Origin of the sequence: Pseudoalteromonas aliena SW19 (assembly GCF_014905615.1) — a bacterium.
Classification (GTDB): domain Bacteria; phylum Pseudomonadota; class Gammaproteobacteria; order Enterobacterales; family Alteromonadaceae; genus Pseudoalteromonas; species Pseudoalteromonas aliena.
Genome location: NZ_AQGU01000029.1, coordinates 482,084 through 500,060 on the forward strand (window position 1 = coordinate 482,084; position 17,977 = coordinate 500,060).

Below are 17,977 nucleotides of genomic sequence, written 5' to 3' on the forward strand. Positions count from 1 at the left end.
ATTGATTTTTTTATTTACTATAAAATAAAAAAGGCGAAATGTCTTAACATTTCGCCTTAACTGTTTATGCAAAGGTGTTAGAAAGTATATGTCGCTTTTGCATAGTAAAAACCGCCGTTAATACCAAACGGAGATGTTTCGTAATACTTACCGCCCCAGTTATTATTCGGCGCACCGGCTGCTTCAGCAAAATCAAGTTTTTCAGCATCTTGATCAAACAGGTTTTGAGCGCCTAATGAAAAACTAATAGACTCATTCATAAAGTACGTGATTTCAGCATCAATAGTTACAGCTGCGTCAGCAGTTTTTGCTGTTGCATCGTAATCTACGTGAACGCCTTGGTATTCGCCGTAGTAATTTGCACGAGCAAATGCAGAGATAGATTCCCACTGTTGAGACAATGTGAAAGTAGCACGGTGATTAGGTAAGTCTTCTTCTAAACGCTTAACTTTAAATGCACCGGTAATATCACTAAATTGAGTTACTTCAGTATCATTCCAGTTGTAAGCAAGGCTAAATGTTGAACTCCCCCCAAGCATTTCGGTTGTATAGTTAGCTACTAAGTCAATACCTTGTGTTTTTGTGTCAAAGTCATTAGTAAAAAAGCTAACTTGAGCAAGGCTCTGAACATTTGGGATGCCCGCTGCTTCAAGTATGTCTTTATCGCTCTGACTTAAATTTATTTTATCTGATTGACTAATGCGATCCTCTACTTGAATGTTGTAGTAGTCAACAGTTAAAAATAAATCGCCAAGAGTATAAACAGCACCAAATGTATAACTTTGTGATTCTTCTGGTTCAAGTTCTGTACCACCTAATTGTACTGCGATAGGGTTAGTTGGTGGAAGTAATGCTGAATCTTGTAATACACCATTGTCTAAGCTCGTTTGTACATTACTTACGTTTGCTTGACCAACGGTAGGCGCTCGAAAACCTGTACTTACCGAGCCACGTATATTTAAGTCTTCTGTTACATGGTACTGCGCCATTACTTTATAGTTTGTTGTTGTGCCAAAGCTGTCGTAATCTTCAAAACGAACGGCTAAGCCCATTAAAAACTCTTCGGTAAATGGTGCTTCAATATCTATAAATGCGGCGTAGTTGCGACGTGTATATTCACCAGCATCAGTCGGCTTAAAGCCAGGGAAACCATTAGAGCCAATACCAAAACCTTGCTCAGTAAATTGGCCGGCCGTAAATGATGCAACATCACCTGATGTTACTGTGAATGTTTCTTCATGCCACTCTAAACCGCCGGCAATGTTTACATCGTAAGCAAGGTCAAAATCGAACCCTTTAGATAAGTCTAAATTAAAGTTTTTTTCTAATTGTGAGTATTTACCAGGGCTAAAATCACGAGGGGTGTCTAAGCCTAATGACGCATTAACTGTGTCGTAAATAAAATAGCGTGATTCATTAAATCCTACAGTACCGCTTAAATCATAAAATACATCTTTTAAGAAACCACCAGTAAACTCACCTTTAGTACCAATAGTTAAAGAGGTATCAGTGATATTGCCACCAAAGTTTGGTGTAAACCCTCCTGGCAGAGTTTCATTGAAAGCAAAACAGTTTGCAGCAGTAAGAGAGTCTATAGCAGCTTGATCAGGCACGCCGTTAGCTTGAACTTCTACTAGTGGGCAATCTAGTTGAGCGTCATAACCATCCAAAGAGCCTACTAAGACAGTTGGAGTTGCTGCATCCCAGGCAGTCTGTCCTGCTTCATCAGCAGGGCGGCGCATATTAACGCCGTTAACTTCACGTATGTTCCCACCGTATACACCAGGGCGAGTTGTTGGATTTCGGTAATAAAAACCACCACGTACATCACGCTCAGAGTAGTTACCAAACATGTAAAACTCAGAGTCGTTAGTTAGCTCTAGACCAACATTACCAAAAATTGAAATATCGTCATTTACCTCAGGTGCGCCCCAAACTTGAGCCAGAGGAGATACATCTGGTACACCCGCAGCAGAGAGTGCCGCAGCATCTGGTCGTTGTACTGAACGGCTTGTTGCATCAGACGTTTTATACTGAAAGCTTAAATTAGCAAAACCGCTGTCGGTAAAGGGTAAGCCAACGTTTCCAGAAATTTGAGTTGTGTCGCCATCACCTTCGTAATATTGACCATGACGTACTTCTAACTTACCGCCTTCTGAGGCATCTTTTAGTTGGAAGTTCATTACACCGGCAATTGCATCAGAACCATACTGTGCAGCAGCGCCATCACGAAGTACTTCGACCTGCTTAATTGCAATGCTTGGAATAACTGAAATGTCAGCACCTTGTGCGCCATCATTAATACCACCGCCTAAAAATGCGATTACAGATGCACGATGACGACGTTTGCCGTTTAAAAGAATTAGCGTGCTGTCTGAAGGTAAGCCTCGTAAATTAGCAGGGCGAACAAGGGATGCCGCATCACTAATTGGATTTTGATGAACATTAAAAGAAGGTACTGAGCCTTTTAAAAGCTCAAGCATGTCGGTGTTGCCTGATTTTTCAAGCTCTTCACCGCCAATAATATCAATAGGAACGGGTGAGTCACCGATTGAACGAGGAGCTGAACGCGTACCGACTACGGCAATTTTCTCTACATTTTTGTTCACTTTAACTTGTTGTTCATCGGCTGCAATAGCTGAACTTGAAATAAACAACCCTGCAGTTGTTGTAGCTAGAGCAAATTTTATTGCTTGGTTTAGCGCATTGTTTTTTAATTTCATTCTAATTTTCCCCAGTTAGAATAATTTTTACTTCGATGTTAAATTTCTCATCATTTATTTTTCAACCTCACTATTAGTGCATATTAATTTGAGGTTTTAGCCTCTAAAGTTTAATTAATTAAGCAACCTTTAGTAACGTTGTATCTACAGACTATAGATAAAAAACAAGGAGAGCAATTGCTAATTAACCGTTTTATAACAAAAAAGTTAACTTAGTAACTGTATGCAATAATGATTCAAGGTGAAGGGGGAAACGAAGCGAATGGGTGAAATTGCAGAGTAAAAAGAATTATTAATGCAAGGTTGGGTTTTCAATGTTGCTTTTTTGTTTCTTTACTTAGACTTTTTTAGTTGTTTTTTCAGAGGTTTGCGCATTACGCCACGCTGCTAATTTTTCTTTGTACTCATCCCATACACAGGGACAGCAACTGCCTCCACCGCAACATTCATCAGATTTCGGTCGCTCAGGCTTGATTGTTAGAAGCGTTGTATTTGGTTGCATAAAAGGTTTCATCTAGGCACTCATTGTGTACAAAGAATAAAGTAACGCTTCAGATAAGTAAATTATTCTTTGTGAACGAGAAGGGCTGTGTGAAAATGCCCGTTATGCGATTATATAAAGTTATTCACCGTGCACCGTGGCGGGTAGTTAAAATTAGTAAAAAGCGCCAACAGCTGCGTTTTCGCCGTGCTATGGTGGCGCTTAAAATAGCACTTGCGCAAGAAAAACAAGAAACAAAAGAAATGCTCTCAATTTATAGGCGCTATACTCAAGGGCAGACGAATAAAGCAGAATTAAAACGCGCTAATGAACAGTTTGTTGATATTTTAAAAGGGCTAGGTTTAGGCGTATTTGCCGTTTTACCTTTTGCACCGCTTACAATTCCTTTAGTGGTAAAGCTCGGTCGTATAGTGGGTGTTGATGTGTTGCCAAGCTCGTTTAGTATGAACAAATCAATTAAAGAACTTGACGCTGAAATAAGTCACGAAAATCAAAAAAAAGCTCACAACGAGTCATTAAAAAAGTAATCTAATGTAACCTCAAATTAGCGATACCTTTTAAGTGTGCTTATTGATATGCTCTTAAGTACCATTTTTATATTATACGAGCTATTTAATGAGTGCATTACTTCGTCATACTTCTTCTGGTATTCCTTTATCATTTATTCTCAAAAACGAATTATCTGACTGGCAAACTCAGCAATCTGCGTTTATACAAAACTGGTTAAACAACACAGGCTTTGAAAAGCAAGGATTAGCGCTAATCCCTGATGCCAAAACTGGCGAATTAAGTCACGTTGTTTGCCTTATGCAAAGTAGTGATGATTTTTGGGCTGCGGGTAATTTAGCAAATACATTGCCAATGGGTACTTATCAAATTCAAGGTGATAATGTATTAGTAGAGCACGTTGCTTTAGGGTTTGTGCTTGGTGGGTACGAATTTAGTGAATACAAAGAAAAGCCAACAGCAAAAGCGCAATTAGCCATTAGCGATAAAGCCATGTATGAGCGTGTTAGTCAGCAAGCTGATGCTATTACACTTGCACGCGATTTAGTGAATACCCCAGCTGTGGATATGATGCCGCAGCATTTATCGCAAGTAATGGAAGATTTAGCCGCAACGTACAATGGTGAATTTTCGCAGTGGATTGGCGATGAACTACTAGAGCAAAACTACCCAACTATTCATATGGTGGGTCGTGCAAGCGAAAACAAACCGCGTTTACTCGATTTAAAATGGGGTGCAACAGATGCTCCATTAATTACACTAGTAGGTAAGGGCGTATGTTTTGACTCCGGCGGACTTGATTTAAAACCAAGCTCTGGCATGCGCAATATGAAAAAAGACATGGGCGGTGCTGCGCATGTTATTGCACTAGCACAGCTTATTATGGCAGCCAACTTACCAATTAGACTACGCGTGCTTGTCCCTGCGGTAGAAAACGCTGTATCGCGTAATGCATTTCGCCCAGGCGATGTTGTTAAAACACGTAAAGGTATTATGGTCGAAATTGATAACACTGACGCAGAAGGGCGCTTAGTATTGTGTGATGCGTTAAGTGAAGCTCAAAACGACAAACCAGATCTAATTATTGATTTTGCTACCCTCACAGGTGCATGTCGTGTTGCACTGGGTACTGAGCTTCCGGGCTTTTTCTCAACAGAGCGCGATGTAGCAAACGGTATTATTGATGCTGGTTTAAGTGTATATGATCCTGTTTGGCAACTTCCGTTGTTTGAGCAATACAAAAGCTTTTTGAAAAGTGATGTAGCCGATATGGCTAACTGCGCAAGCACACCGTTTGGTGGTGCAATTACTGCTGCACTTTACTTAAAAGAATTTGTTGAACCAACAACACCGTGGGTACACTTTGATGTAATGGCATGGAACTTACGTGCATTACCAGGTCGTCCAACGGGTGGTGAAGCATTAGGTATTCGGGCTGTATTTACTTACCTACAAAATCGTTTTAATAAGTAAGTTTTTAATTCAATAGTAAGTGCATAACTTGAGCTTATGAGTATTAAACCTCATACAGCTCAAGTGGTAAATTGTCTGGATCGGCAAAAAAGGTAAACTTTTTGCCGGTTATTTCATCCACTCTAATATCCTCAACGTTTACATCGCACGACTCTAAATACGTTTTTGCAATCTGTACATCCGCTACCTTAAAAGCTAAATGTCTTAAGCCTTGTGCTTCGGGATAGCTTGGTCTCGTAGGTGCGCCATCAAACGAAAATAACTCTATTTGACTGCCATCAGGCATGGCTAAATCTAATTTATATGAACGACCACAAGTGTATAAAACAGGTGGTTATTAAAAGCAAAAACGCACTTAATTAAGTGCGTTTTATATGTGCCTTACTACATGTTTTGTTAGCTTGGCTCTGCGTCTTTACACGCTTTAACGGCTGGCGCTACAAGTTCTAAACCTGTTTTATTACACGGTGGTAATACTGCATCGCTTACATTAATAGGCGTTACACGATCGCCCCATTTTATGTAACTTGCAGCCCACGTAAGACCTGCTCCAAACGCAGCAGACATTATATTAGAATGCGGCTTAATTAACCCTTGTTCAACCGCTTCACATAGTGCAATGGCAATTGTTGCAGCTGAGGTATTGCCATACTCACCAATGTTTACCATCACTTTTTCATCAGGTACTTTTAAACGGTGCTGAATAGCTTGAATAATGCGTAAGTTTGCTTGGTGAGGAACTAATACGTTTATATCATCTAAGCTTAAATTTGCTTGCTGAAGTACATCATCACACGCTTCACTCATGCCTTTTACAGCGCGTTTAAAAATTTCACGCCCTTCAAATAACAAATCTGATGGGCCAATTGGTTCATATTTATTTAAATTGCTACCAAAATTTGTGATGTGTAGAATATCGCGATCTTCACTATCGCACCCTGTTTTAGTTGCAAGCAAACCGGCTGGTGTATCTGCTGCTTCAAGTACGACTGCACCTGCGCCATCACCAAACAAAACAGCGCTATCACGGCGCGCCCAGTTCACATACCAAGTCATGCGCTCAGCGGCAATGACCACCGCTTTTTTGATCATACCCGCTTGAATTTGTGCTGTAGCGGCTTGTATCGCATATAAAAAGCCAGAACATGCCGCGTTAGTATCCATAGCAGCTGCGCCTATAGCACCAATATTTTTTTGTACTTGTGAGGCGGTATTTGCCACAACCGTGGAAGGTGTACAAGTTGCTAATATTACTAAATCAATATCTTTTGGATCAACGCCTGCACATGCAATTGCATGTTTTGCTGCAATGGTCGCTAAATCGGCAGTACTTACATGACTCACGCGACGTGATTTAATGCCTGTACGCGTGGTTATCCACTCATCGGTGGTATCAACTATTTCACTAATTTCGTCGTTGCTAATGCTTGCTGGTGGAATGCATTTACCCCAACCAGTGATGTGTGCGTAAGACATGGTATGCTCTCTTAAAAGTGGTCTGACGTGTGTTACTAATAGGGATGTTATATCAAAAATTGCCTTTCAAGACTAGTTTATAAGGTGTTTTCCCCCGTAATAAATTGTAATGAAAGGCAATCTATAAATAAGTTGATTTAAAAAAGAGCAAATGCGAATTACAATGTTAGTGTTTAGGTTGTTATTTGTTGCTTAGCTGTTGACAGGCAGGCAGTATCAGCGATTATGATACTTAACTAATAATAGTAATCGTATGCTCAAATACTGTGCAATACGTTGGTATAGCTGCGTGTTGACCTTTCGTGATTGTAAATGCCAAACATGCGCTGCCCTTTGGGTTCTTTCTAGGGACGATTAACTCTTTGTTGCTCGGTTTTTACTTATTCTTACAGGGATGTAAGCCATTAGAGTAACGCAGGAGCAGTTACCGAGCCCACTCGGTTACAAACCTCGCGCCGCGATTAAATCGTCCCTAGATTGAACAAATTTCAATCCACAAAGATCAACACGCCTAGGTAAGTTTATAAATTATAGGGAAGCATATGAGTAACAAAATAAAAGTGTCGTTATTTAACCATTTGATTGATGCTGAGCGCCAGTTACTCGACCCAGAAATTCGCCAATCTGAGCGTGCGCTAGATGCTTTACTTGATGATGAATTTATCGAAATTGCTGCCAACGGCACTACATTTAATAAATACCAAGTGCTTACCCGTTTACCTACCGAAGTGGTGCCACAGTTTTACAATCAACATTTTAAAGGTCGAATGCTAAGCGATGATGTTGCGCAGCTAAGTTACCAAGCCGCTTATAGGCGCACTGCTCGCAGTGAATTTAATTATTCATTGCGTATGTCGCTTTGGCGTAAACAAGGTGAGCAATGGCAAATGGTGTTTCATCAAGGCACCCCTTGTGCGCCGTTTACAATTTCTATGGATGATGATTAAAAATCATATAACCGTTAAAATAACCTTATTAAACATTTGATTGGGCAATTACCTTTTGTTAATGCGAACCGACCCTTCTATTAGTCGACTATTAATGCTGCGAAGCGGCGCAATTGCTGTGCAGTTAATCGCAGTGTTAAGCGTTTATTTTTTACTTGAGCACCAAATTGCGTTACTGCCTTTACTCACTGTTATTGCGTTAGAGGCTGTTTTTCAGCTAATTAGCCTATTTGCTTATCGTAATGTAAGCCAAGCTAAACCGTTTGGTATGTTAATGCAGCTCACTGCTGATGTGTTGTTTTTAACTGTTTTGCTTTCGCTAAGTGGCGGTGCAACCAATGCGTTTGTTTCGTTGTTGTTGCTTCCCATAATGATTGCTGCTGTTACATTACGTGAAAAGGGATTGGTGTATATCGCCGTGTTAGCGATTGCAGCTTACAGCTTTTTATTGATAAAAATGCCCGATCACAGTATGCATCAAATGAATATGAGCGGGCACTTTATTGGTATGTGGGTCAATTTTGTTTTAAGTGCCAGTGTAATCGCACTTGTGATTGGCGCAATGAGCCGAGCACTTAAAGAGCGAGAGCGAATTATTGCAAACGTGCGAGAAAAACAATTACGTAATGAGCAGCTTGTTACCCTTGATGGAGCTGCTGCACAAATAACCCATCAACTTGCGACCCCCATCGCAAACTTGCAGTTATTGTTTGAAGAGCTACTAGAACAACAACCAAACAATCCTATTGTTAAGCATATGCAAGCGCCGCTGATTCAGTGTAGTAACCAACTTAATGATTTTAGGAAGCTTTCGGAGCAGTTACGGCTTAAAAATTCACAAGAACACGTAACTGTAAAGCACCTGCAAACACAGATCACGGATACTCTTTTACTGCAATACCCTGATCAGCACATTCAGTGGATCACACCGCCTATCGCTGCAACACTAATGAGCGATGTTATGTTATTGCCTGCAATTTTAAATTTATTACAAAATGCGACCCTCGCAAACCAAAAACAAGGTCAAACTCAATTAGAGCTAAGTTGGCAGCAAGACAACCTGCATAGTAAATGTGTTTATTTGTTAATTCGTGATTTTGGCAGTGGTTTTTCTGCACCACAATTAGCAGAGCTGGGCGGGCAACTTATGCCAAGTGTTCAGGGAATGGGGCTTGCTGTGCTTTTATCAAATGTAACATTTGAGCGTTTAAATGGCTCGCTTACCTTGTTTAATCATACAGATGGCGGCGCTGTCGCCAAAGTAAAACTTGCTATTGTAAACACCGAGAAAACAGCCTCATGAAGTTACTTATTGTTGAAGACGATATAAATTTAGCCAACACACTAGCAAGGCGCTTAACTAAGCAGGGCTTTACTTGCGAAGTAGCACATAATCAAAGTGATGCGTTACTCACTGCACGCAAATTGTTACCGGACTTTGTTTTATTAGACATGAAACTAGGCGACGATAACGGACTTGCACTCCTAAAGCCGCTGCGTAATTTGCTTGCCCAAGCTCATATTGTTCTACTCACTGGGTTTGCAAGTATTGCGACCGCAGTAGAGGCAATGCGTTTAGGTGCTAACGATTACCTTACTAAACCAGTTGATATGACGACCCTATTAAAAGCGCTTAACACAAAGCCTGTCACGTCTGCGCCTAGCGCTATTGATGATGCTGTTATGTCGCCAGAGCGCTTAGAGTGGGAACACATTCAGCAAGTATTACACAGTAATAATGGCAATGTGTCGGTTACCGCAAGGCAACTTAATATGCATAGACGTACTTTGCAGCGCAAGCTACAAAAAAAGCCGGTGCAGCAGTAAAGTACTTAATTTAAGGAAGGTGTTATGAGCGATGATGCAGCGACATTAATGCAAAATCAAAAAATTATTTTATTTGATGCGCAATGTAAGCTTTGCAGTGCGTGGTGTAATTTTATTATTGCGAGCGATACGAAGATTATTTTTAAGCTATGCAGCGTGCAGTCCCCTAAAGGTGAGTTGTTGTTAATGCACTTTGGTTTTTCGACGAATGAATACGCCTCAATGGTGTTTATTGAAAATGGTAAAGCGTATACGCAAAGTCATGCTTTTTTTGAAGTAGTTAAGCAACTTGGTTATCCGTACAAGCTCGCAAATATATTTAGTGTTTTACCAAATAGGTTTAATAATTGGTTATACGATAGGGTTGCTTTAAATAGGTATTCGTTATTTGGTAAATATCAGTATTGTAGAATTCCCGCACCAAACGACGCTGCGCATTATTTGTAACTTGGTTGTTATTGGCGTTGCCGCTAAGAATAGAATAACGTTGATATTTATCTTAACTTTTGTCAGATAAATTACAGCGAATCTCTAGTTTATTTCACAGCTTATCTCATTTTCTAATACAAGAACCGTCGTTGCTAGATGTGGTTGGACAGATATTTGCCATCGAGTGTAATAAAGCGTAATAGAACTTTGTAGTCTTTATGGGTAACTTTAGCTTAATCTAGCTAAGGAAAAGACGACTATGAAAAACGAACTTGATATAGCAATTGTTGGTGGCGGTGTGTCTGGTGTTTACAGCGCGTGGAGGCTACAACAGCATGAAGGCAAAGAAAAGCGTATTGCGCTATTTGAATACAGTGACCGCATAGGCGGGCGTTTATATAGTAAAAAGTTACCAGGGTTACCAAATGTAGTTGCCGAGTTGGGGGGAATGCGCTTTATTCCTTCAGATCACGTTATGGTTAATGCATTAGTTAATGATTTGAACCTGAAAACGCAAAACTTCCCAATGGGTTCTTCCTTACCCATGTACCCTGATTCAAAAGATCCCGCTGTGAAAGATATAAAAGCGGGCAGTGAAAATAATCTCTTTTATTTGCGCGGTCAGTATTTTCGTTACCGAGATTTTGCGCAGTGCCCTGACAAAATACCTTATAAGTTAAACGCATCTGAACGCGGCTATGGACCCGAGGATTTACAAGTTAAGGTGATGAACTTAATTTGTCCTGGTTTTGCTGACATGAGCTTGTGCGAGCAAATGAAAGTTAAAGTATTTGGCAAAGAGATCTGGAAGTATGGTTTTTGGAATTTACTTGAGCGAGTACTAAGTAACGAAGCCTATTTATTCATGAAAGAGGCTGGCGGGTACGATGCTAATGTTGCTAATGCAAGTGCGGTTACTCAGCTGCCAGCAACAGAATACAGTGATGACACTGAGTTTCTCACTCTCACAGATGGATTTCAGGCACTGCCATTAACGCTGTGCGCGCAGTTTAAAGCGTTAAAAAGTTGTTTAGCCGAAGACGAAAAAGTACAAATGAATAAACGGCTAGTAAAAATTAACTACCTGAATGATCCTGATTATCGATATGAATTAATATTTCAATCAACGTGTACAGATCAATTCGGCAAAACAATTGATGACGTAACCGTCACTGAGCAGGAAATTGTAAAAGCGAAACAACTAATTTTGGCAATGCCACGACGTTCATTAGAACTTATCGAGTCGGAGTTTTTTGCTGATCCGTGGTTAAAAGAAAATATCCCTTCAGTACTTATACAAAAAGCGCTAAAAATGTTTATGGCTTACGAGCAGCCTTGGTGGCGAAGCTTAGGCCTAGTTGCAGGTCGTTCAGTGACCGATTTACCAATTAGGCAAACATATTATATGGGAACAGAGTGCGACCAAGCAGGCGGTTTACCAAATACAAACTCGTTATTGATGGCATCATATAATGACATAGGCTCTATCCCCTATTGGAAAGGCTTAGAATCGGGTGAGTTATATTCTGGTTATACACCCAGCTATGGATGTGAAGGCTATACCCCACAAGAAATAGTCCCTAAAAGCCAATGCCAAATAACCACAGGTATGGTGGAAGCCGCACATAGACAAATTGAAGCGCTTCATGAGCAAAAAGAATTGGCGATGCCGTATTCTGCCATTTACCAAGATTGGGGAGACGCCCCATATGGCGGAGGATGGCATGAATGGAAAGCAAATTACCGTTTAGATGAAATTATGTGTCGTATGCGCCACCCTGTTGAGAAAGAAAAGATTTATATTATTGGTGAGGCGTACTCATACGAGCAAGGTTGGGTTGAAGGTGCTTTAAATACTGCAGAATCAACACTCGAGGAATTTTTTGATTTACCCACACCATGCTGGCTAAAGCAACAACATAACTATTTACCCGTTGATTGTAATAAAGCCTGTAACGATAAAATTGAAAAAAAACAGCCTAATGCATGCAGTAAAACGCTAGACGAAGTAACAAAATTTGCGTACGAAGGAATTAACCATGAGTACCAATAATTTTACGGTTGCTGACTATTTATTAACGCGCTTAAAAGAGCAAGGCCTAGAAAAAATATTTCAAGTACCGGGTGACTATGTACAGGAGTTTATGAGCGCACTTGATAAGTTTGATGGTATTGATGCGATTGGCGACATAACGGAGTTAGGTGCAGGTTATGCGGCCGAAGGTTATGCTCGTTACAAAGGGATTGGCGCAGTGTCTGTACAATATGGAGTCGGTACATTAAGTGTTATAAACGCAATTGCAGGGGCCTATGTTGAAAGAAATCCTGTGGTGGTGATAACGGCCAGCCCATCAATTGATGATCGAAAAATTATCGCAGATACCGGCGCATTATTTCATCATTCAACGGGTAACTATAAATCAAACCAAACTATATTTGAAAGTGTCACCGTGGCAAGCGAAATACTGTCAGATTCTGAAACGGCTCCTCAAATTATCGATGCAGCGTTGGCGTGTGCAATAAAAGAAAAAAGGCCAATTTACTTAGAAGCTTGGCAGAATGTGTGGGGAGCAGAATGTTCGACTCCAGCGTACCCGCTTGTTATTACCGATACGTCCGTTGATTTAAATATGCAAAATGCATTACTACACGCGGCTATACACAAGCTAGAAACTGCACAACAGCCAGTAATTATGCTTGGCATAGAAATAGCGAGATTAGGTTTACAAGATAAAGTAGAGAAGCTTTTAACTTCGCTTAATATTGCGTATACCACTACCACGTTAGCTAAGTCGGTGATCAGCGAGCGAAGTGGAGTCGGTCACGATTTATTTGTAGGCACCTATGCAGGTGAAGCCTCATTACCTGAAACGTTCGATTATGTGTCGCAGTGCGATGCAATTTTAGCGCTTGGCGCTATTTTTACTGATGATTACCTCACTATGCTAACTAAGCAAGGTTCTGATCTAATAAGAGTTAATATGGATGGTGCGCTTGTTGGCAATAGTGATCACTTCATCCATACCAGCTTAACTGTATTTATTAGCGAATTGACGGCATATTTTGAGCGATCAACTTCGTCTTTGAACTCAGTCTCTTTTAAGTTAAATACACCATTAAACACTGAGCTTGCTGATTTTCACAGTCAAATAAGCTACGAAAGCTTCTTTACTCTTTATCAACAAGAGTTAAACGGATCTCGTAGCTTAAAAGGTTACAACCTTATTTTAGGTGAAAGTTCATCACTTTATATGGCTGCAAGATTGATTGGCATAGAAAAAAGCCACTTTGTTAGTGATGCCGCGTGGGGATCATTGGGCCATGAAACCGGATGCTCTTTGGGTGTGTCACTTGCTAATGATAATCGCAGTATAGTTATTGCAGGTGATGGTGGTTTTATGATGATGTGTCAGACACTCTCAACACTGAGTCGTAATCACTGTAATACCGCTGTATTTGTAATGAGTAACGAGGTGTATGCCATTGAGCAATCATTTGTAGATATTTGCGCATTTACACCTGAGGGGAAATTTGCTCCTTTTGATGAATTACCTTCTTGGAACTACGAAGCATTAGCTCAAGCTTACGGTGTTAAATATTTAAATGTCAATTCGGTGGCGGATCTGCAAAATGCACTTAATATCTTATATGAAGATACGTCAACGCCTTACCTCATTAAAGTTGATATTGCACGTGATGATTTAGCGCCAGCAATCCAAACACTTGCAGAATCAGTAACAGGTCAAAAACGTGACGAGTGTATATGTCACAAGGATAATAAAGGGAATATACGATGAATAACCCAAATACAGTTCATGAAGTTTCGCAGCTGCCGCACGAGCAACTTAAAAGCGCACAGAGCTTGATGTTAAACTATTGGAACAATACGCTTAAATTTGTTCAAGCACTTAAATCTTCGGGTTTTAAGGATGATCAGCTGCTAACTCAAGCATCCCCCTCGGTGTCTGAAACTCCAGGTTTAACAGGGTATCAAGCGCAAACCCTTATATTTAATACTCGTTTGCGATTCAATCCTGCAGTTATCGTAATGTGTGAATCAACAGAAAATGTAGCACAGGCTTATAAGCAAGCAATTAGCTTAAACTTACCGATCCGCGTTCGTTCTGGTGGGCACGATCACGAAGGGGAGTGTACGGGCACCGATGTGATTTTATTAGATTTGAGCCGATTAAAAGAGTTTAACGTTAAGAAAGTGAACGGTGACTATATTGCAAATATAGGCTCCGGTTATCGCTTTTTTCAGGTGGTACCAAAGCTTGCTGACAATAACCCGCCATTGACAATACCGCATGGTACATGCGCAACAGTCGGTTTGGCGGGTTTCATTCAAGGCGGAGGCTGGGGGCCATGGACTCGCAGTAAAGGAATGTGTTGTGAATCGCTGGTGGGGGCTACGGTTGTATTAGGCAACGGTGAAGTTATCGAAGTAAATGCTGAGGAGGATATTGTTGATGCAAACGACCCATCCCATAAAAAACTATTATGGGCACTACGTGGTGGCGGGGCATTAAGCTACGGTATTGTTACCCACTTTAAAGTAAAAGCATTTGAGATCCCAGACGAGATCCATCGCTTTGTAATAAACTGGAATACTAATGACGAACATGCTTTGTCTACGCTTGAGCTTTTATCGCAATGGGAAGATGTTATAAATAATGCAAGTACCGACAAGCTGGTAGGCACTAATTTAAAAATTAATGCTATTGCGGCTAACAGTCAAAACAAGCCTTTGTGCCACCCAAGTACCATGTACGGCTATTGGCAGGGAAGTTGGCAAGCGTTAGAACAATTTGTCTCAAACCACTTTCCAAATAGTACGCCAATACATCAAGGTACAGATACTAAAGCGAACTATAATAGTGCATTAATGGGAAATTGGTCACGAAACTCCCTTTTCGATGTATTAAAAAAGCAAAAGCGTTTAGGTAGTTTAGCTAATGCCGATGGCACGCCATTTACGCCTGATTTTGATGCACCAGCACCCCATAAATTAACCTCTAAGGTTGTAAAAGGTAGCGGTTTAACAAAAAACGGAAAAGAGCAGTTAATTCAAAGTTTAACGTCAGATCTTATTAATGCTAAGAGTAGTCATTTAGGTTTATTCAGCTACGTTACACTTGGTGCAATTGCAGGTCCTTTTTATAATGAAATAAGCGAAAAAGAAGCAAACGCCCGCGTTTCATTTCCTTATTCAAAATCGCAGTACACTATTCAGTACCAAACATGGTGGAATGAGTCTGTTGAGTTAAAAGAACAAGGTCAAAATAATGAAGTCTACAATTACATTAATAGAGCAATGGATTGGATTGAGGTAAGCCGAGAGACCCAAATTGAAGGGACTGAAGGCGCATTTATTAGCTTTAAAGACAGTGCAATTCCTACAAAAGACTATTTTCTTGGCAGTTATGAGGATCTTATGAAGGTAAAAGAAAGGTATTCGCGTGACCCTGCTAACCACCTGAGGTCACGTAAAACGATTATTTAATTTGATTGTATTAAGCTTTTTTAAGCCATAAAAATTTAAGTTAGCTAAAATGTCATTTTTATTTTATTAAAAAGTAAAAATGGCATTTTTAATCGGATATAAGATTCTAGTTAAAATCTATAAATCTTTGCAAGGCGTTTGGTAACTATAGCTATGGTATAAGTAGATGCTAGGTGTATGGGGTTGTGTTAAAATCGCCGCGATTAATTTTAGCTAACGGTAGAAAAGGCTTTTTTCATGGCAAATACAGCACACGCACTTCACATTTTGGTTAAGCACAAAGAGATTGCAGAAGATATTATTAAGCAGTTGGGCAAAGGTGCAAAGTTTCAAACCTTAGCTAAAAAGTATTCGTCATGCCCATCGGGTAAAAAAGGCGGGGATTTAGGCGAATTTGGACGCGGCCAAATGGTTCCACAATTTGATAAAATTGCGTTTAAAGGCGCAATTTTAGAGCCGCACCTAGTTAAAACAAAATTTGGCTGGCATGTAATTAAAGTACTTTATCGTACTTAATTTACTTAAGCAGTTTGGCGCATTGACTCCATCTTGGGAGCGTCAATTTCATCACCCATTCTAAATTTTATACTTTGACGAACTAAGAATTAGGATGGGTATCATCTTAATTCAATAGAAACAAATGAAAGCGAGTTAACCTAAAGGCTCTTTAGTTGCTTTTTTTCTTGGAGCCTTTAATTTTATCCCCAAACATTAACGTAGCAATTACAGCAATTACAGATTGATATTTAACTACAAATATTTTTATTTCGCTATAGACCGACAAAAGAGTTTCCTCTAACTTAGATGGTGTTTGTATGATTTCCCAGACATGGAATACAGTCATGAAAACAATAAGCACTGTTACAATAGTTATTAAAGCAATGGCCCAATCCACCAAAAAAATCCCTATTTTGGTTCTGTTTTCGGATTGCGTTACTTTTTCTTTTTCATGAGCGTCGTCAACTGAGTTTTTTTTATTCTCTCTTTGAGCAATATCCTCAATTGGGGTACTATTTAAGCTGTTTAATAGATCATCTGAAGGCATGCTATTCCTTTCCTAACAAATTCTTTATATAAGCAATATAGTATTTTTTAACCTCTTCATTGTCGATGTTACTAAATGACTTTGAATGATCGTAAGCTTTATCCCAAGGAGTATCTGATTCATGAGTCAAATCTCGTAATGACCATGCTGAAAATGATTTATAAATATCCCACACTTTATTTAAAATATTTTTTGTATCACCGCTTTTGATAACTGGCATGTAAACTTTATTTTCATCGCTATCATAATCCGCAGCATTATCAGAGATCGGTTGATCCCCAAACCGTTTCATTTGGTGATAAATAGAAGGTAATACTGGCCCGTGCTGCCATGCTTGAAACCCTTCTCCATCGGTTAAATCTTTCTCTGTTAAGGCATATACCCACCCAAAACCAATAAACATAAGTTTTTGGAGTTTTAAGTTTGTAAGAGTGACTTTTTCAGATTTAGCTTTATCAATAAAGAAGTTAGCTAATGCGCTACTACACATAGATTTTTCCTTGTTTTTAATTGAATGTAATATACCACTGAATTAAAATCGAGTCTTCAATATTTAAAATAACGGAATAACGCTTACACCCATCCTAATTTTTATGGGTGAAGTTTATTTACGAGAATTTTAGAGGCTGTGCTAGAGATAAATCGCTTGTGATGTTTCGAATAACCACACACATTCAGTGCTGTATGTTGTCGATAAAATATCAAATAAGTTTATAGTAAGGTGATTTTTGTTCGCTTGCTTATACGCAATAGCAAAAAAGGCTGCAATGTGCAGCCTTTTTTAGTTTTAAACAACAATTTTACTCGTTAAGCGTCTTGCTTGGCTTCTTCTTCACTAATTTGTTTAAGTGCTTGAATGAATGAGTCGCTTGGTTGTCCGCCAGTGAGTGCATATTTATCGTTTATGATAAATGTAGGGACTGACGTAATGCCCATTTGTTTAAAGTTGTCTTGCTCTTGGCGTACGTCTTGTACGTATTTGTCTGAGTGTAGAATACCGCGCGCAGTTTCTTTATCAAGACCCACTTTTTCAATAACGTCGAGCAACGCTTCTTCTTGATTTAAATATTTTAAATCAGTGAAGTGCGCTTCAAAAAAGGCAAGTTTAAGCTGCGTTTGCTTACCTTCTTCACGTGCCCACATTAATAAACGATGCAAATCAAAGCTATTGATCATGATGCGTTTGCCATCAAAGTTAAAGGTAAACCCAGCACGTTGGCCTGCTTCAAACATGTTTTTACGATTTTCGTCGCCTTGCTCTTCAGTTAGGTTGTACTTTTGCATTAAATGTTCGTTTAAGTCTTGACCTTCAATTGGCATATCTGGATTTAGTTCAAAAGGATGCCACGTAATATCTGCGCTCATTTCGTCTTTGAGTTGCTCAAGTGCTGTTTCTAGGTTTTTATAACCTACAACACACCAAGGGCACATTACGTCTGACACGATATCAATTTTAAAGTTTTTCATATTTATCCTTTTGAGGATTGCTTATAGCTGAGTATAAAAAGGATATTGGGTTTAATTTAGCTTTATCAATCGTGA

The 17,977-nt window shown here is 39.6% G+C and carries 16 protein-coding genes and 1 pseudogene; 10 read left to right on the forward strand and 7 right to left on the reverse strand.

Features of this window, described 5'->3' with window-relative positions; translation table 11 throughout:
* Positions 1-77: 77 nt before the first annotated feature.
* Together PALI_RS18525 and PALI_RS18530 are read right to left on the reverse strand one after the other, a co-directional pair.
* Positions 78-2,723, reverse strand: a complete 2,646-nt coding sequence (locus PALI_RS18525; protein WP_193156562.1) for a TonB-dependent receptor plug domain-containing protein — start codon at positions 2,721-2,723, stop codon at positions 78-80.
* Between the two features lie 337 nt (positions 2,724-3,060).
* Positions 3,061-3,225, reverse strand: coding sequence for an oxidoreductase-like domain-containing protein (locus PALI_RS18530; protein WP_138583967.1), 165 nt, complete (start codon positions 3,223-3,225; stop codon positions 3,061-3,063).
* Positions 3,226-3,329: 104 nt separating this feature from the next.
* On the opposite strand from PALI_RS18530, the gene PALI_RS18535 reads away from it, so the two are divergent.
* Positions 3,330-3,752 (forward strand): hypothetical protein, encoded by a 423-nt coding sequence (locus PALI_RS18535; protein ID WP_138583955.1) that lies wholly within the window; start codon positions 3,330-3,332, stop codon positions 3,750-3,752.
* An 88-nt stretch (positions 3,753-3,840) separates the two neighbouring features.
* Positions 3,841-5,205: a leucyl aminopeptidase family protein gene (locus tag PALI_RS18540; protein ID WP_193156563.1), complete on the forward strand. Its 1,365-nt coding sequence runs from the start codon at positions 3,841-3,843 to the stop codon at positions 5,203-5,205.
* Positions 5,206-5,248: 43 nt separating this feature from the next.
* Here PALI_RS18540 and PALI_RS18545 read toward each other — a convergent pair.
* Positions 5,249-5,512: pseudogene (locus tag PALI_RS18545) on the reverse strand (VOC family protein); the annotation flags it as partial.
* Between the two features lie 89 nt (positions 5,513-5,601).
* Positions 5,602-6,681: a ketoacyl-ACP synthase III gene (locus tag PALI_RS18550; RefSeq protein ID WP_138583953.1), complete on the reverse strand. Its 1,080-nt coding sequence runs from the start codon at positions 6,679-6,681 to the stop codon at positions 5,602-5,604.
* Positions 6,682-7,223: 542 nt separating this feature from the next.
* Between PALI_RS18550 and PALI_RS18555 the strand changes: the two genes are divergently transcribed.
* The 8 genes from PALI_RS18555 (at position 7,224) to PALI_RS18590 (ending at position 15,906) form a co-directional block, all read left to right on the forward strand.
* The gene (locus PALI_RS18555) at positions 7,224-7,628 is read left to right on the forward strand and encodes a nuclear transport factor 2 family protein (RefSeq protein WP_138586579.1); all 405 of its coding nucleotides are present in this window, start codon (positions 7,224-7,226) and stop codon (positions 7,626-7,628) included.
* A gap of 61 nt (positions 7,629-7,689) precedes the next feature.
* Positions 7,690-8,931 carry a HAMP domain-containing histidine kinase gene (locus PALI_RS18560; protein WP_193157048.1) on the forward strand — a complete coding sequence of 414 codons (1,242 nt, stop codon included), beginning with the start codon at positions 7,690-7,692 and terminating at the stop codon, positions 8,929-8,931.
* Entirely contained in the window at positions 8,928-9,455 is a 528-nt protein-coding gene (locus PALI_RS18565; protein ID WP_193156564.1) for a response regulator transcription factor, read from the forward strand. Before PALI_RS18560 ends, PALI_RS18565 begins: the two co-directional genes overlap by 4 nt.
* A gap of 24 nt (positions 9,456-9,479) precedes the next feature.
* Positions 9,480-9,902 carry a thiol-disulfide oxidoreductase DCC family protein gene (locus tag PALI_RS18570; RefSeq protein ID WP_193156565.1) on the forward strand — a complete coding sequence of 141 codons (423 nt, stop codon included), beginning with the start codon at positions 9,480-9,482 and terminating at the stop codon, positions 9,900-9,902.
* Between the two features lie 241 nt (positions 9,903-10,143).
* A complete protein-coding gene (locus tag PALI_RS18575; protein WP_193156566.1) occupies positions 10,144-11,937 on the forward strand; it encodes a flavin monoamine oxidase family protein in 1,794 nt (597 codons plus the stop codon).
* Positions 11,924-13,681, forward strand: coding sequence for a thiamine pyrophosphate-binding protein (locus PALI_RS18580; RefSeq protein ID WP_077535089.1), 1,758 nt, complete (start codon positions 11,924-11,926; stop codon positions 13,679-13,681). Before PALI_RS18575 ends, PALI_RS18580 begins: the two co-directional genes overlap by 14 nt.
* Positions 13,678-15,390: an FAD-binding oxidoreductase gene (locus PALI_RS18585; RefSeq protein WP_193156567.1), complete on the forward strand. Its 1,713-nt coding sequence runs from the start codon at positions 13,678-13,680 to the stop codon at positions 15,388-15,390. The genes PALI_RS18580 and PALI_RS18585 overlap by 4 nt, the downstream gene beginning before the upstream one ends.
* Before the next feature lie 237 nt (positions 15,391-15,627).
* Positions 15,628-15,906: a peptidylprolyl isomerase gene (locus PALI_RS18590; protein WP_008171402.1), complete on the forward strand. Its 279-nt coding sequence runs from the start codon at positions 15,628-15,630 to the stop codon at positions 15,904-15,906.
* Positions 15,907-16,057: 151 nt separating this feature from the next.
* On the opposite strand, the gene PALI_RS18595 is transcribed toward PALI_RS18590, so the two are convergent.
* The 3 genes from PALI_RS18595 to PALI_RS18605 form a co-directional block, all read right to left on the reverse strand.
* Positions 16,058-16,435 (reverse strand): hypothetical protein, encoded by a 378-nt coding sequence (locus tag PALI_RS18595; protein WP_138586572.1) that lies wholly within the window; start codon positions 16,433-16,435, stop codon positions 16,058-16,060.
* A gap of 1 nt (position 16,436) precedes the next feature.
* Positions 16,437-16,925, reverse strand: coding sequence for a Panacea domain-containing protein (locus PALI_RS18600; RefSeq protein WP_138586571.1), 489 nt, complete (start codon positions 16,923-16,925; stop codon positions 16,437-16,439).
* A gap of 317 nt (positions 16,926-17,242) precedes the next feature.
* Complete coding sequence (locus PALI_RS18605) at positions 17,243-17,902, reverse strand: DsbA family oxidoreductase (RefSeq protein ID WP_077535094.1); 660 nt, start codon at positions 17,900-17,902, stop codon at positions 17,243-17,245.
* Positions 17,903-17,977: the final 75 nt, after the last annotated feature.